Origin of the sequence: Phaeobacter sp., assembly GCF_022825805.1 — a bacterium.
Lineage (GTDB): Bacteria > Pseudomonadota > Alphaproteobacteria > Rhodobacterales > Rhodobacteraceae > Phaeobacter.
Genome location: NZ_JAJDWC010000086.1, coordinates 1 through 15,956 on the forward strand (window position 1 = coordinate 1; position 15,956 = coordinate 15,956).

Here is a 15,956-nt window from a genome sequence, read left to right on the forward strand (position 1 = left end):
TCGGCATATAACGGAACCCGCAAAGCCAGGCAGGGCTGCGATATCGGACGTCTCCGCCCTGTCAGGCTTTGCTAACGTCACACCCTAAAGGTGACATTCCTGCTTTGCAGAACCAGTGACATTTCTACTTGGTTGCAACAACGACAGGTCTAAACGCGCGGGTTCGTCGTAGGCCTCCTGTGTAAGACCACTGCCTAGCTTGGCATAAGACCCACCATGCAGGCTTAATGTAACTGTACCAAAGTTCGGTTCCATACCAAGGAATGATCACGGGCTTCTCAGTTTGCCAGCATTCCTGGTTATCGATCTGCTGCGGCGGTTTTAGTCAAAGCCATTTGAGATCGGCTCTCAACACAGACCCACTTCGAACCTGTACCTGCGGATATCGGTGCGTTTGGGCGACGCGCTATTTTCGTCGCGCCTATGTCGCGGTCACGCTCCCATCTATCCAACTGCGGCGGAACAAATCTGATCTGTCACATGCTACGAGTTGACGGTGTCAGAGAGTAGCTCCGCGAACAATTGAGCATACATCGTAGTGACCGGACCGATCTGAACAGTGTTGAGGTGGTGCCAATGGGTACCGCGCCCCCTGCCCCAAACGGTCGTCATTTAGTCTTCCGTAAAGTGTCTAACCGTCTGTATTGTCGGAAAATTCCGTAAATATTTTGGTAACTTACATTTCAATTTCGGCGCCATCTGTGCTAGAAATCTGCGCGGACAGAAGTTCATTTTGCGGCGTTTGGTTGGCAAGTAGCTAGAATGCCGTTTGGAGCAGCAAATTTGCAGCCTATCAGCGCGTGAATTCGTGCAAAGCAGTCATTGCGTTTTTGCACCGTTTTGCATTTTCGCCAGGATTTGGGCGAAAACGTATTCCTAAATCGCCCTTTGCGCAGATACCGGGGTGCGGTGTATTTTCGGGGCTTATGTTTTGAACTAATCCCCCTGACTGTTAACCTCCGTCCGGTCCCTGACCAGCAATCATTGATGTTTCTGAGGCTCGAGATTAACCAATCCAGCGCAACGGGAGCCGGTATTGCCGGGCGAAACTGCGCGATTATCTTTGCAACCCTGTCCGTTTGCGCCCGCTCTGCAAAAATGCAGGATTGCCTTTGCGCATTTGCAGCTCCTGCAAATTCGGCAGGCTTGTCTTCGATAATCTAAATTTTACGAAATTAACCAAAAAACGCCGCCAGACGGATCTGACGGCGTGGTTTTCTCCGTAGATTTCAGTGAGGCGAAAGGTCAGAAAAACGCCTGCAGGCCGGTTTGCGCACGCCCCAGGATGAGCGCGTGCACATCATGGGTGCCCTCGTAGGTGTTCACCGTTTCGAGGTTCACCATGTGGCGGATCACGCCAAACTCCAGGCTAATGCCGTTGCCGCCATGCATGTCCCGCGACTGGCGGGCGATGTCGAGGGCTTTGCCGCAATTGTTGCGCTTCACAATCGAGATCATTTCAGGGGCGGCATTGGCGTCATCCAACAACCGACCGACACGCAAGGATGCTTGCAGACCCAGCGTGATTTCCGTCTGCATGTTGGCCAGTTTCAACTGAAACAGCTGCGTGTTTGCCAGGGGTCGGCCGAATTGTTTGCGATCCAGCCCATATTGCCGCGCCGCGTGCCAGCAGTATTCCGCAGCGCCCATGACGCCCCAGCTGATGCCGTAACGGGCGCGGTTCAAACAGCCAAACGGACCTTTCAATCCCTGCACGTTTGGCAACAGCGCATCCTCGGACACCTCGACGCCATCCATGACGATTTCACCCGTGATAGAGGCGCGCAGCGAGGCTTTGTTGCCGATTTTAGGCGCAGACAAACCGGTCATGCCCTTTTCCAGGATGAAACCACGGATTTTGCCACCGTGGTCTTCGGATTTCGCCCAAACCACAAATACGTCGGCGATCGGCGCATTGGAAATCCACATCTTGGAACCGGTCAGACGATACCCTGTAGCAGTTTTCTCGGCACGGGTCTTCATCGCGGCCGGGTCGGATCCAGCATCCGGTTCTGTCAGGCCAAAACAACCAATCCATTCGCCGCTTGCCAGTTTGGGCAGGTATTTTTGGCGCTGCGCCTCGCTGCCGTAGGCGTAGATCGGATACATGACCAGCGAACTCTGAACCGACATCATGGAGCGGTATCCGCTGTCGACGCGTTCAATCTCGCGCGCGACGAGACCGTATGTCACATAACCTGCGCCCAGGCCGCCATATTGTTCGGGAATGGTGGCCCCCAACAGCCCCATTTCACCCATTTCGCGGAAAATAGCCGGGTCGGTTTCTTCGTTTTCGTAGGCTGACAAGACCCGCGGCTGAAGCTGATCCTGGGCGTAGGACCGCGCCGACGCCGCGATCATCCGTTCGTCTTCTGTGAGCTGGTCATCCAAACGCAGTGGATCCTCCCAGGAGAACGTCCCCAGATCCGGAGCATCTTTGGCGCGCAATTCGGGCTTATCGGTCATTTCTGATCACCATTTCTGACATGAACTTGCCGCAGAGGTTAGCTTTGCGCTAAGGAAAAAGACAGCGAATGTTCCACATTGAAACATGATCAAAGCTCATAGATGGCCACACCACGACGCTTTCTTCCTTCTATCTCTGCGCTGCGCGCGCTGGAGGCGCTCGACCGGCTTGGTAGTGCATCAGCCGCAGCCGAAGAATTGTCGCTGACCCAGGGCGCGGTCAGCCGTCAGTTGCAGGCGTTGGAGGCGCAATTGGGCGTCGATCTGGTGCGCCGTGACCAGAAGCGACTGACGCTATTGGCAGAGGCCTCTGTTTACGCCGGTGACATCCGCCAAGCATTGAACCAGATTGCCCAATCCACGTTGCGCGTGCAGGCGGCCCCGCTTGCGGGAACCCTGAACCTCGCGATTTTGCCAGCTTTTGGGATGCGCTGGCTGATGCCGCGTTTGCCTGATTTTGCCCGCTTGCACCCGGATGTCACGATCAACATGTCGACCCGGTTAGAGCCGTTCAACTTTTTGAGCGAAGGGTTTGACGCTGCAATCCATTTTGGGAAGGCCGATTGGCCAGGCACCGAAGCGCTGCTGTTGAAACATGAACATATGCTGCCGGTCTGCGCGCCCGAGCTTATCGCAGAGCGGAAGGTGCAGTCTGCCGCGGACCTGCGTGGGTTGCCATTGTTGCATATCCAGACGCGACCACAGGCCTGGACGCAGTGGTTTGAAAGCCTCGGCGTGGCGGATGGTGCAGCGGCATCTGGCACGATGTATGATCAATTCGCAACCATTACGCAGGCGGCCCTGCATGGGTTGGGTGTGGCGCTGATGCCGGATTATCTGGTTGAACAGGACCTGGCGACAGGAAAACTGGTGGCGCTGCATGCCACACCAACGGAAAGTCCAGGCGCCTATTTTCTGGTTTGGCCAGAGGCACGGAGTCAGGACCCTGCCCTGGTGAAATTTAGAAACTGGCTGGCCAGTCAGGCCCAAGCGGAAGACCCGCTGCCGCGTTGATCAACTGGAGTGTCCCAGACGATGAAAACGACCCGAGGCCGACGCATGCAAAGCACAGCGAAAGCACGACGCCAACGATAAAACAGCTAAATCTAAGCCGCGCGGAACACGACAGCCTATCCGCGCGGGGGATTATTCAAAAAGGGCCTCAGCCAAGCGCGTAGCCCGCACCGCGGACTGTCCGCACCGGATCTTCACCACCCTGCTTGGTCAAGGCTTTGCGCAGGCGGCCGATATGCACATCAACCGTACGCGTGTCGACATAGATGTCGCGCCCCCACACGCGGTCCAGCAATTGCTCCCGGCTCCAGACACGTCCGGGTTTTTCCATAAACGTAGAGAGCAATCTGAATTCTGTGGGACCCAGTTTAATCGGCGCATTGGCGCGCATGACACGGTGGGTTTCCGCATCCAGCACGATGTCATCGAATTCCAACCGCATCCCAACGGTGGAGGGACGCACCCGGCGCAGCTGGCTGCGCACCCGTGCCATGAGTTCCACCACCGAATACGGTTTGACCACATAGTCATCTGCCCCGGTTTCCAGGCCGCGCACCTTGTCAACCTCTTCGGAGCGGGCAGAGAGCATGATGATCGGGATCGACCGCGTCTCTGGTCGGCTTTTGAGCCTGCGGCACACCTCAATCCCGCTGAGATTGGGCATCATCCAATCCAGAACGATGATGTCAGGCGTTTCTTCTGCCACCAGCAACATCGCGTCCTCGCCATTTTCCGCCCGGACAACCCGAAAACCATCGGCCTCCAGATTATAGGCCAGGACCTCTCGCTGTGCGAGTTCATCTTCGACAACCAAAACCGTGGGCTGATCGGCCGACATGGGTTAACCCTCCTGAGGCACCGTCGATGTGGTATCCGCCTTTTGGCGATCTTCCTCCGGCTTCTCTCCGGTCACCAGATAGACCACCTGCTCCGCGATAGAGGTCACGTGATCCCCCATGCGTTCGGTGTTTTTGGCAATGAAATGCAGATGCATGCAGGGGGTGATATTGCGCGGATCTTCCATCATGAAGGTCAGCAGCTCGCGAAACAGCGCGTTGTACATCTGGTCGACATCACGGTCGCGATTGATGACATCCTGGGCCAGTTCCACGTCGCGCTGGATGTAGGAATCCAACCCATCTTTCAGCATCAGCTCGACTTCGCGGGCCATACGGCGCAGCGCGGCGGCGCTTTCTTCGACTGATGGGCCATGGGCCAGAACCGTGGTGCGTTTTGCGATGTTTTTGGCGTAATCCCCGATCCGTTCGAGGTTGCCGGAAATCTTCATCACTGAAAGGATCAACCGCAGGTCAACCGCAGCCGGTGCCCGCAGGGCAATCACCCGGGCGGCTTCTTCGTTGATCAGCTCTTCCAGACCGTCGATTGCCGCATCCTGTTTGCGCACCTGTTGCGCCAGTTCTTCGTCGCGGGTTTCCAGAGCGCGCGCGGCGTCCATGATGGCAGCCTCCACAAGGCCGCCCATTTTCATGATCTGCGCCTGGATCGCTTCGAGGTCGCGGTCAAAGGCGGAGGCGATATGTTGTTCTACCATATTCATTTCCTCAATCAGCCAATACGGCCAGTGATGTAGCTTTCGGTCCGCGGATCTTCAGGGTTGGTGAAGATCTGACCGGTTGCACCAAATTCAACCAGGTTGCCGAGGTGGAAGAAGGCGGTTTTCTGGCTGACGCGTGCCGCCTGCTGCATGGAGTGGGTCACGATCACCACGGAGTAGCTGTTGCGCAACTCGTCAATCAGCTCCTCGATCTGGGCGGTCGCAATCGGGTCCAGCGCAGAACAGGGTTCGTCCATCAGCAGCACTTCGGGTTCTGTCGCGACGGCACGTGCAATGCACAAGCGCTGTTGCTGACCACCCGAAAGCCCCGTGCCCGGGGCATCCAGCCGATCCTTGACCTCTTCCCAGATCGCACCGCGGCGCAGGGACTTTTCAACGATCTCGTCCAGTTCGGCTTTGTTCGCGGCCAAACCGTGGATGCGCGGGCCGTAGGCCACATTGTCATAAATTGATTTTGGAAACGGGTTTGGCTTTTGAAACACCATGCCGACCTTGGCGCGCAGCTGGACGGGATCCACGCGCGGGTCATAGATGTTTTCGCCATCGATCTGGATGTCACCGGTCACGCGGCAGATATCGATCGTGTCATTCATCCGGTTCAGACAGCGCAAAAACGTGGATTTGCCGCAGCCGGATGGGCCGATGAACGCTGTGACAGTGTTGTCTTCAATCTCGACGTTCACATCTTTGATCGCATGGGAGTCGCCGTAATGGACGTTCACATTGCGGGCTGAGATCTTGGTTTTGTTGGTTTGCACAGTCTTGTCCAATGCAGTGATCTGGTTCATGTCTCTGCCCCTTCTTACCAGCGGCGTTCAAAGCGGCGGCGCAGGATGACCGCAATTGTGTTCATGGTGACCAGGAAGATCAACAGAATGATGATCCCGCCCCAGGCCCGTTCGTAGAATGCAGGGTCTGCCCGCTTGGCCCATTCGTAGATCTGGGCAGGCATGGCGGAATTCGGCGACAACAGGCCATCAGCCAGTGTTTCGGGCGCGTTGGATGCGATGAAGCCAACCATACCGATCAACAACAGCGGTGCAGTTTCGCCAAGAGCCTGGGCCAGACCGATGATCGTGCCGGTCAGGATGCCCGGTGCAGCAAGCGGCAGTACGTGGTGGAACACCGCCTGCATCCGAGAAGCCCCAACACCCAAAGCGGCATCGCGGATCGACGGCGGCACAGCCTTCAGCGCGGCACGGGTCGAAATGATGATGGTTGGCAGTGTCATCAGCGTCAGCACCAGACCACCCACAAGCGGTGCAGACATCGGCAGATGCATGTAGTTGATGAAGACCGCCAGACCAAGAATACCAAACACGATGGACGGCACCGCTGCGAGGTTAGAAATGTTCACCTCGATGATGTCGGTCAGCCAGTTTTTCGGTGCAAATTCTTCCAGATAGATGGAAGCCGCCACACCAATCGGAAGCGCCAGCGCCAGCACCACAAGCATCATGAACAGCGAGCCCAGCATGGACACACCCATGCCTGCAGCTTCCGGGCGGGCATCAGAGGCATCAGCGCCGGTGATGAAGTCCAGATTGAACACGGTTTCCAGCGTCCCTGCGCCGACCATGGCGTCGACAATATCCAACTGCTCGGGCGAGATGTTCTTGTCGTTTGCAATGCTGTCCCGGCTGACGCGCCCTTTCATATAACCATCAACACGGCTGGACGTCAGGAAGCGGAATTCCACCGTTTCGCCGATCTGATCTGGGTTTTCCAGCACGAAGGCGCGCAAAGTGGCGGCCGCATCTTTCGACAGGATGCCTGCCAGTGCTTTGGGTTTCAGATCGGTTTCAATGCCCAGTTCCGCGACCTTCGCTGCCACAGCATCGCGGATCAGTGGAGCGTAGCCAAATGTTGTGACCTTCTTGATCGCTGCAAGATCTCGCGTGCCGGATTTGTCGAGTTTCTTTTCGACCAGTTCCACATTCAGGGTGACGTAGGTCTGTTGGAATGCACCGGTTCCACGGCCAACGATGGTGGTGACCAGGATCAACAGCATCAACAGACCAACACCGATTGCGGCCATCCCATAGGCGCGGAAGCGACGCTCGGCTGCGTTACGCTTTTTCGTGTGGGGGCTTTGCGCCAAAAGCGAGCCAGCATGTTTGCTTGGTGCTTTGCCAGCGGTTGCGATCTGTGACGGGGTTTGACTGATATCAGACATTAGTCATACTGCTCCCGGTATGTGCGTACGATATAAAGCGCCAGGACGTTCAGACCCAGGGTCAGGACAAACAGGGTCAGTCCGAGGGCGAAAGCCACAAGCGTTTCAGGGCTGGCAAAATCTGTGTCGCCGGTCAGCTGGCTGACAATACGGGTGGTGATGGTGGTCATCGATTCCAACGGGTTGGCTGAGAATTTGGCAATTGCACCGGCCCCCATCACAACGATCATCGTCTCACCGATGGCGCGGGACGCCGCCAGCAGGACTGCCCCAACAATACCGGGCAAAGCTGCGGGAAGCACAACCTGGCGAACGGTCTCAGACCGCGTGGCACCAAGGCCCAGGGAGCCATCGCGCATCGCCTGGGGCACCGCGTTGATGATGTCGTCTGACAGCGAGGACACAAAAGGGATCAGCATGATGCCCATCACCAGACCCGCGGTCAGAACCGAGGTGGCGCCGCTCATCCATTCGACGCCGAGGACACCGTCGTCGCCCTTACCAAAAATCGTCACCAGCATCGGACCAACGGTCAGCAGCGCAAACAAGCCGTAAACAATCGTCGGGATACCGGCGAGGATTTCCAAGAGCGGCTTGGCAAAGGAACGCACCGGTGCGCTGGCGTATTCCGACAGGTAAATCGCCGCAAAGAGGCCGATGGGCACAGCGACCAGCAATGCGATCAGCGAAATGTAAAGTGTGCCCCACAGCAACGGCAGGATGGACAGATCACTGTCACCACGGAAGTTCGGTGCCCAGGTGCCGCCGAAGAAGAAGTCGCGCCAGCTGTGCAGGCCAAAGAAGTTCAGGCTTTCAAACAGCATCGAAAAGACGATGCCAACCGTTGTCAGGATCGCAAGGCTGGCTGCAACAATCAACAGCGCCATCACGCCACGCTCCACAACGTTGCGGGCGCGGAAATCCTTGTGCGTGCGCTGATAGGCAAAGCCAAAGCCCAACAAAGCCAGAAGAATGACCACCGCGGCCTTGGCGGTGGAGGCCGTGTCAGAGAGACCGCGGTAGGATTGTGCAGCCGCCAGAATTTCGGGTTGCACGTCCGCGCCAAGCGCCACGCCAAGATCGCCCAGCAGCGCGCGAATATCGGTTGTGCCCGCATCCAGATCAGCGGCCTGCGCCTCGCTCAGTGCGCCTTGTGCGACCGCTGCGTCCAGCCCGTCTGCCAGGCGACGCACGTCTGTCAGGATCAGATCAATGGTGTGGCCTTCCTCAACAAAGGAGGCAGGCACCATATCGCTCACCCGGTTTTCGATCAGGCTGGGTTGCACAAGAGACCAAATTGCAAGAACCGCCAAAGCGGGGACAAGCGCAGAGAAAGCGACATGATGGCCATAGTAGGCCGGAAGGGAATGCAGTTGTTTCATGTCGCCGCCGGCCGTGGCCAGGGCGCGCTTCCGTCCCAATACAAACCCTGCCAGGGCAAGGGCAATCAGAACGATAACAAGCCAGAATGATGGCATTTTGGTCTCCGTTGATCACAGGCGTCTGGATGGTCACTTGGGTCAGCCAAACATCCGACCTGTGCGGTCTTTATGGGTCAGACCGGGGCATCGCTGCCCCGGTCCTGTTTTTGTCTTGTCGACGCGAGGATTAGGAGTTGCCGCCGATGATCGCTTCGTCGGACACCACTGCCTGGGTTTTGCTCAGCTCAGGGTCGGACACCAGGCCGTATTCGGCCAGCGGGCCATCTGGACCTGCAACTTCGTCAGCCACGAAGAACTCGGCGAATTCTTTAAGGCCTGGGATCACGCCGATGTGGGCTTTCTTCACGTAGAAGAACAGCGGGCGGGACACGGGATATTCACCGGTTGCGATGCTCTCGGTGGAGGGCACGACGTCGGACATGGTCGCCACTTGCAGCTTGTCGGTGTTGTTCTCGTAGAACGCCAGACCAAAGACGCCGATGCCGTCTTTGTTGGATTCGATGCGCGCCAGGGTCTCGGTGTAGTCGCCATCGATGTCGACGGAGACACCGTCGGTGCGCAGACGGATGCAGGCTTTCTCAGCAGCTTTTTTGTCGCCGCCATTGGCCTCTTTCAGCATGTCAAACGCGCCGGTGGCTTCGCAGCCGGCCAGGATGACCTTGTCTTCGAACACTTCGCGGGTGCCGTGCTTGGTGCCTGGGACAAAGGCCTGAATGCTTTGGTCAGGGAAGGCCGCGTTCACGTCAGCCCAGCTTTTGTTGGGGTTTGCGACCAGCGCGCCGTCAACAACGATCTCGTCGGACAGGGCCAGGAACCAGTCTTCTGGGGAGAAGGCAAAACCGTTGCCGTTGATGTCGGAGGCAAACACGATCCCATCGTAACCGATCTGAACTTCGATGATGTCGCTGACGCCGTTGTCCGCGCAGGCCTGCAGTTCTTTCTCTTTGATCTGGCGGGACGCGTTTGCGATGTCGATGGTGTTTTCGCCGACACCTTCGCAGAACCGCTTCAGACCAGCGGAGGAGCCACCGGATTCCACAACAGGGGTTGGGAAGTCAAAGTTTTCACCAAACGCTTCTGCCACGATGGACGCGTAGGGCAGAACGGTGGACGAACCGGCAACCTGAACCTGATCGCGTGCCGAAGCTGCGGTTGCAAATGCGGCCGAAACGGCCAGTGCGGATACAGTGTATTTCACGAAAGACATCCGTTGTCTCCTTGGGTGAATGTTGGTTGAACCATCCCCTGATGATCCTTGGCCCTCTCCTAGGGACTGCTGATGAGGCTTTTGTGACAGGTATGTAACAGCTTTATGACAAAGCCCGGGGCAAAGCGGATTTTCTGACATCGTACTGTTGAAAAGCACTGACCGCAAACGCACCCGTTTGCGGGGCATCTCGCGTGGTGCGTGTTAGGTGTACGTGATCAAAGTGGCAAAACGACCGTAAAAACAGTGCCTTGCTCAGCATTACTGTCCACGCGCATGCGGCCACGATGTCGATTGATGATGTGTTTTACAATCGCCAGTCCCAGCCCCGTGCCCCCCTGTTCGCGGGAGCGATGGGTGTCGACACGGTAAAACCGCTCGGTCAGGCGGGGCAAATGCACCGGATCGATTCCCGGTCCGTTGTCATGCACTTCAACATGCACCGCAGCGCCCCGGATCGTGGGATCCCGCTCACGCCTGCTCATTCGGACAGTGACGGAATCACCGCCGTATTTGATGGCATTCTCGATCAGATTGGTGAACACCTGCTGGATCTGGTCGGCGTCGCCGGGGATAAGCGTGGGCTCGGCTCCAAGGTCCAGAGTGATGGTCACCGACTTTGCCCGCGCCAGAGGCTCCAGCGACGTCAGGGTTGAGGTCAGATGCGCACCAAGGTCGATTTGATCACGGGGGCGCACCCGCTCTTCGCTCTCAACGCGGTTGAGTGACAACAGATCGCCGACCAACCGATTCATCCGGTTGGCCTCTCCCTCCATGATCTCCAGAAACCGCTCACGGGCCGGCGTGTCATCTTTGGCGGGGCCACGCAGGGTTTCGATGAACCCCATCAACGCGGTCAAGGGCGTGCGCAGTTCGTGGCTGACATTGGCCACAAAATCCCGCCGCATCTGGCCCGCTTGTTCCTGATCGGTGACGTCTGTCAGAGTGATCAGGACCCCGGTTGCCTTGCCGCCATCGGACGTCGAGATATAGCGCAGGCTGACCTCAAATGTGGTGTCCTGTGCGCCGTCATTGGACAGATGCCGCGCGCGCCTCGGCTGACGATCCTGCAAACAGCCTTCGATCGCGGCTGCCACATTGGGCTGGCGTAAAACCGTTGCAAAATGACGGTCTATCAAACGATCGCCAAGCAGGGATTTGGCGGCGGTGTTGGCCGCGACAAACCGTTCGGTCTGATCCACCAAGAGCGCGGGCAGCGGCATGGCCTCCAGCATCGCATTGATCAAATCCAGTGACATGTTCTGCTCATTTCCTGCGGTGTCTTAGATAGGTCCCCCCTGCGCCCGAATTCGCACCTGTCGGATCGTGGTCACGTTTGCGCTGCTCAGCGGGCGGTGAGGCCGGGGTGTGGGCGACAGCCTGCATATCAAGCTGTCGTCGATCATTTATCAGGTTGCCTCAGCCACCGCACGGGTGAAGACGTCACACAGAACCTGCGGATCTTCCAAACCGACGGACACCCGGAAGAACCCTTCGTGCAGGCCCAGTTCGGCCCGCTTTTCTGCGGTCAACGCCCGGTGGGACGATGATGCAGGATGGGACAAGGTGGTTGCCACATCGCCAAGGGTTGGCGCAAAACTCAGCCCCTCTGCGGCGCGGGTGAAGGCGTTGGCCGCCTCCCGACCGCCGTTCAGCTCAAAGCTAACCATGTTGCAGCCCTGCCCCGCCAGCAGTTCCATCGCGCGCTTATGGTCTGGGTGGTCGCTCCGGGTTGGGTAGATCACGCGCTTCACGCCCGGCAAGCCGGCCAGGTGGTCCGCAAGGACAGCAGCAGTCGCCTGCGCGCGGTCAAAGCGCAACTCGAAAGACAGCATGCCCCGCTCTGCCAGCCAGCAGTCAAACGGGCTGGGCGTCAGGCCGGTTGTCACGGAAAATACCCGCAGACGGGTGTTGATCTCCTGATCGCGCGCCACGACGTAGCCCAGCATCACATCCGAATGCCCCGCCAGCAGTTTGGTAATGGAATGGATGACGATGTCGGCGCCGTGGTCAAACGGGCGGAAACCGCGCGGCGTGGTGAAGGTGTTGTCGACCACCAGCAGAATGCCGCGCTCTCTGCACAAATGGGCCAAACCGTCGATATCGGCCATGGCCAGGGTCGGGTTGGACACGGCTTCGACCAGGATCATTTTTGTTTCCGGCCGGATCGCGGCCTCGACCGCGGCGACATCTGCGGGGTCTGCGAGCGTTGTTTCGATGCCAAGCCGCGGCAGATCCTCTGCCATCAGGCGCAATGACCGGCCATACAGCTGATTGCCGCCGATCATGTGATCGCCCGCTTTCATCAGCCCCATCACAACCGCCGTGACAGCCGCCATGCCCGAGCTGGTGACCACGCCGCCGGTTGCGCCCTCCATTGCGTCCAACCGCTGGGACACCACATCGGCGTTGGGATGGCCTTCGCGCGAGTAGGTGTAGCCATGAACGCGACCTTCGTATTGGTCATCCAGGGCGTCTGGTGTTTCGCTGGCATAGACCACAGAGGGGCTCAACGGGGTGACCACCGGAATGCTGGCGCTGCCGGGCAGCGGATCTGGCCGCATCAATGAGCCTTTTGAATTACGCATGAAATGGATCCCTGTCTTTTAGATCTGTCTTTTAAATCTGTTGTAGTTCGTCACGGAAACGCCGCATGTTTTCCTGATAATGCAAGGCGCTTTGCCGCAGAGAGTCTGCCAAGGCTGCATCGACTTCGCGGATGATCTTGCCCGGTGCCCCCATGACCAGCGAGTTGTCGGGGATCTCTTTGCCTTCGGTGATCAAGGCACCCGCTCCGATCAGACAATTGTTGCCGATCTTTGCCCCGTTCAACACGGTTGCGCCCATACCGATCAACGTGTTGTCCCCGATGGTGCATCCATGCAGCATCGCCTTGTGGCCAATGGTGCAGCCTGCCCCAATGGTCAGCGGATATCCCGCATCGATGTGCATCACGCAGTTCTCTTGCACATTGCTGCCCTGCCCGATGCGGATGATTTCATGGTCAGCGCGGATCGTGGTGCCAAACCAGACCGAGGTGCCCTGCTCCAGGACAACCTGACCAATCAAATTGGCATCCGGTGCCACCCAGCTGTCGGGGTGGATATCCGGTCGCAGCGCTCCGAGTGCATAAATGGTCATGATTGATCCTCAAATTCGGTCTGCAGGCGGCGCACATGGCTTTGCAATGACGGCTGCTGGATCCGGCGCATGCGCTCGGCCTCTACGATGGTTTTCAACCGCTCTTCGGTTTCGTCCAGATCGTCGTTCACCAGCACATAATCATAATAGCCCCAGTGGCTGATCTCATCCCAGCTTTTCATCATGCGCTTGGCAATCACATCGTCGCTGTCCTGCGCGCGCGTTTCCAAACGGCGGCGCAGTTCGGCGATGGAGGGCGGCAGGATAAAGATCGACAACGCATGTTTGCCCAGGTCCGAGTTGCGGATCTGGATTTCACCCTGCCAATCCACGTCAAACAGAACGTCCTGCCCGCTTTCGATGGTGTCTTTGACCGGCCCGGCCGGCGAGCCGTAGAAATTGCCAAAGACATGGGCGTGTTCCAGCATGCCGCCTTCGGCGACGTTTTGCTTGAACTCGTCCTCCGACAAGAAGAAATACTCCCGGCCGTGTTCTTCGCCGGGGCGCGGGGCGCGGGTTGTGGCAGACACCGAGAATTTCAGTCCGGGATCCCAGGTCATCAATCGCCGCGCCAGGGTGGATTTTCCCGCACCTGATGGCGAGGATAGAATGATCAATAGGCCGCGCCGATCTGCCATGGCGTGCTCTCCTAGATGGTCTGGGTCGCTGGAGTGGCGACGGTTATTCAATGTTCTGGACCTGCTCGCGCATCTGATCGATGACGGATTTCAGGTCCAAACCCACAGCGGTCAGTGCTTTGTCCTGCGCTTTGGAACACAATGTGTTGGCCTCCCGGTTGAACTCCTGCATCAGGAAGTCGAGTTTGCGGCCAACCGCACCGCCCTTGGCCAATAGGTCGCGGGCCGCAGTCACATGGGCATCGAGCCGGTCGAGCTCTTCTGTCACGTCTGATTTCACCGCCAGCAGCGCCAGTTCCTGTGCCAGGCGCACATCATCTATGCCATCGGCGTTATCGAGCACGCGCGCAAGGTTTTTGCGCAGATTTTCGGCCACCTGCGGCTTGCGCGCCTCTGCCTTATCCGCAGCGTCGCGGCAAAGCTCCGAGATTTCGGCAAGCTGAGCGTTCAAAACAGCCAGCAAAGCGGCGCCCTCGTTGCTGCGTGCATTAACAAAGTCGGACAGAACTGTGTCAAACTCCGCTGTCAACGCCGCCACAATCGGTGCGGGATCATCGGTTGCCACCACCGGTTCCAACACGCCGCGCTGAGAGATCAGATCCGCACCGGAGCTTTTGGTCAGGGTCAGACCGGCTGCTTCGGCCTTGGCCTCCGCCGCGACGATGGCGTCGATCAAACGCGTCAACACGGCCTCATTCACCTGCACATCCGCGGCAGCGTCCTCGCTGCGGTTGATCCGCAACGTCAGTGATACATTGCCGCGGGCCAATGCGGCGGACAACGCCTTGCGCATATGGGCCTCAAGCCCGTCCAGCCAATCTGGCACCCGCAATCGCAGGTCTAATCCTTTGGCATTGACCGACCGCAATTCACAGGACCAGCTGTGGGCGCCGATGGTCCCCTGCGCCGAGGCAAACCCTGTCATTGAACATATGCTCATCGGCGTCACTCTCCTTGAGGGCAGATTGGAAACGGGAATTTTCCAAAGATCTACAAGCAGATCACGGCCAAGTCCACATGGAGCAGGACCTATCCGAAAGTGTTAACCATTGATTAAAGAAATAGTCCAAAGTTGAATAAGATTGTGTCATGTTAACTCCAGGATAACCAATTCGGCGTTAAGGTTTGGCTTACCAAGATCGCAAACCCACCTGCCGGATCCAATAAGGATAACACTGATGTTTTTTGGCGGCCGCAAAGACACCGATCAGACCAAAGGTCAGCAAAAGGTGGTGAAAATGGACAAGTTTCGCACCCCCGGTTCGGTGTCCGCCATGCGTCAGGCTGAAGCCTATTGGACCGCCCTGCGACGCGGCAGCGACATCCCGAGCCGGTCCCAGATTGATCCGCGCGGTTTGGAAAACATCCTGCCACAGACCTTCATTCTGGAGCGGATCGCACCAGGTATCGCGCGGTTCCGTCTTGCGGGCCAAAAGGTCAATGAAATGGCGGGTATGGAAGTGCGCGGCATGCCGATCACCGCCTTCTTTACCCCCGCAGCGCGCAAACAAGTGAGTGCGGCCTTGGAAAACATGTTCGACAGCCCGGCCGTGATCGAACTGACCCTGCAGACCGAGAACAACCGCCTGCGAAGCCCCCGCGAAGCAAGCATCCTGCTATTGCCGTTGCGCAGCGACCTGGGCGACATCAGCCGTGCCTTGGGCGTGTTTGTCTCCGAAGGAAACCCAACCGGCGTGTCCCAGCGGTTTTCTGTGACCGAGGTGCAGGTTCGCCCTGTCACACAAGAAGATGGCGCAAGCTTCCTTGCCAAAGCAACCGATGAGCGCAATGCAGGTGGTAAGGATGCGAAAAACGCAAACCAAACTGCCGATAAAACCAACGTTGAAAATCCGGGTTTCGCAGAAACCCAATCACGCTTTGCGGCAGAGCCTTCGGTGATGAGCGAAGCACGGGCTCTGGTTGAGCGACGCAAGGACAGCAAGTCGCCGAAACCGGACGCGCCGGCGGCTGACAAGCCTGCACGTGGCAGCCACCTGCGATTGGTGGTCAGCCGGGATTAAGTGTGTTAATCTACTGGTAAGAGTTTCTTTTGAGCTACTGGACATAGCCCGAAAGTCTGCGCCCCGTGACAGAACGTCCGGGGCGTTGCCTGTTTTTAGACGCAACGTGCGTGGCAAAGCCTGATCTGGGGAATTAGGCAGCCGACTCATAAAACTCGATCCACAGTCTGACGGATGCCAGTTTGATCATCGACAGGAAATTGCGTGACGTCTTTTCGTATCGGGTTGCGATGCGACGGAACGAGGCTTTCAGCCTGCCAAAGAACCGCTCGATT

The 15,956-nt window shown here is 57.9% G+C and carries 14 protein-coding genes and 1 pseudogene; 2 read left to right on the top strand and 13 right to left on the bottom strand.

Annotated elements, in window-relative coordinates; all coding sequences use genetic code 11:
- Positions 1-1,245: 1,245 nt before the first annotated feature.
- A complete protein-coding gene (locus Q0C28_RS09480) occupies positions 1,246-2,466 on the bottom strand; it encodes an acyl-CoA dehydrogenase (protein WP_293575146.1) in 1,221 nt (406 codons plus the stop codon).
- 102 nt (positions 2,467-2,568) lie between these two features.
- On the opposite strand from Q0C28_RS09480, the gene Q0C28_RS09485 reads away from it, so the two are divergent.
- On the top strand, positions 2,569-3,480 hold the full coding sequence (locus tag Q0C28_RS09485) for a LysR family transcriptional regulator (RefSeq protein ID WP_293575148.1): 912 nt from the start codon (positions 2,569-2,571) through the stop codon (positions 3,478-3,480).
- A gap of 148 nt (positions 3,481-3,628) precedes the next feature.
- Here the strand turns inward: Q0C28_RS09485 and phoB are convergent, their stop codons facing one another.
- From phoB to Q0C28_RS09540, 11 genes are all read right to left on the bottom strand, one after another.
- Positions 3,629-4,318 carry a phosphate regulon transcriptional regulator PhoB gene (gene phoB, locus Q0C28_RS09490; protein ID WP_293575149.1) on the bottom strand — a complete coding sequence of 230 codons (690 nt, stop codon included), beginning with the start codon at positions 4,316-4,318 and terminating at the stop codon, positions 3,629-3,631.
- Between the two features lie 3 nt (positions 4,319-4,321).
- Positions 4,322-5,032: a phosphate signaling complex protein PhoU gene (gene phoU, locus Q0C28_RS09495; RefSeq protein ID WP_293575151.1), complete on the bottom strand. Its 711-nt coding sequence runs from the start codon at positions 5,030-5,032 to the stop codon at positions 4,322-4,324.
- 14 nt (positions 5,033-5,046) lie between these two features.
- A complete protein-coding gene (gene pstB, locus Q0C28_RS09500; RefSeq protein WP_293575153.1) occupies positions 5,047-5,844 on the bottom strand; it encodes a phosphate ABC transporter ATP-binding protein PstB in 798 nt (265 codons plus the stop codon).
- Positions 5,845-5,858: 14 nt separating this feature from the next.
- Positions 5,859-7,232 (bottom strand): phosphate ABC transporter permease PstA, encoded by a 1,374-nt coding sequence (pstA, locus tag Q0C28_RS09505; RefSeq protein WP_293575155.1) that lies wholly within the window; start codon positions 7,230-7,232, stop codon positions 5,859-5,861.
- Positions 7,232-8,710: a phosphate ABC transporter permease subunit PstC gene (pstC, locus tag Q0C28_RS09510; RefSeq protein ID WP_293575157.1), complete on the bottom strand. Its 1,479-nt coding sequence runs from the start codon at positions 8,708-8,710 to the stop codon at positions 7,232-7,234. The genes pstA and pstC overlap by 1 nt, the downstream gene beginning before the upstream one ends.
- A gap of 130 nt (positions 8,711-8,840) precedes the next feature.
- A complete protein-coding gene (locus tag Q0C28_RS09515) occupies positions 8,841-9,881 on the bottom strand; it encodes a substrate-binding domain-containing protein (RefSeq protein WP_293575159.1) in 1,041 nt (346 codons plus the stop codon).
- Positions 9,882-10,099: 218 nt separating this feature from the next.
- A complete protein-coding gene (locus Q0C28_RS09520; RefSeq protein WP_293575161.1) occupies positions 10,100-11,140 on the bottom strand; it encodes an ATP-binding protein in 1,041 nt (346 codons plus the stop codon).
- Between the two features lie 150 nt (positions 11,141-11,290).
- Positions 11,291-12,469 (bottom strand): aminotransferase class I/II-fold pyridoxal phosphate-dependent enzyme, encoded by a 1,179-nt coding sequence (locus tag Q0C28_RS09525; RefSeq protein ID WP_293575163.1) that lies wholly within the window; start codon positions 12,467-12,469, stop codon positions 11,291-11,293.
- 31 nt (positions 12,470-12,500) lie between these two features.
- Positions 12,501-13,022: a gamma carbonic anhydrase family protein gene (locus Q0C28_RS09530; RefSeq protein ID WP_293575165.1), complete on the bottom strand. Its 522-nt coding sequence runs from the start codon at positions 13,020-13,022 to the stop codon at positions 12,501-12,503.
- Positions 13,019-13,660, bottom strand: coding sequence for a guanylate kinase (gmk, locus tag Q0C28_RS09535; RefSeq protein WP_293575167.1), 642 nt, complete (start codon positions 13,658-13,660; stop codon positions 13,019-13,021). The genes Q0C28_RS09530 and gmk overlap by 4 nt, the downstream gene beginning before the upstream one ends.
- A 43-nt stretch (positions 13,661-13,703) precedes the next feature.
- Positions 13,704-14,600, bottom strand: coding sequence for a YicC/YloC family endoribonuclease (locus Q0C28_RS09540; protein ID WP_293575169.1), 897 nt, complete (start codon positions 14,598-14,600; stop codon positions 13,704-13,706).
- 238 nt (positions 14,601-14,838) lie between these two features.
- On the opposite strand from Q0C28_RS09540, the gene Q0C28_RS09545 reads away from it, so the two are divergent.
- Entirely contained in the window at positions 14,839-15,681 is an 843-nt protein-coding gene (locus Q0C28_RS09545; protein WP_293575170.1) for a PAS domain-containing protein, read from the top strand.
- Between the two features lie 133 nt (positions 15,682-15,814).
- Here Q0C28_RS09545 and Q0C28_RS09550 read toward each other — a convergent pair.
- Positions 15,815-15,956: pseudogene (locus Q0C28_RS09550) on the bottom strand (IS5/IS1182 family transposase); the annotation flags it as partial.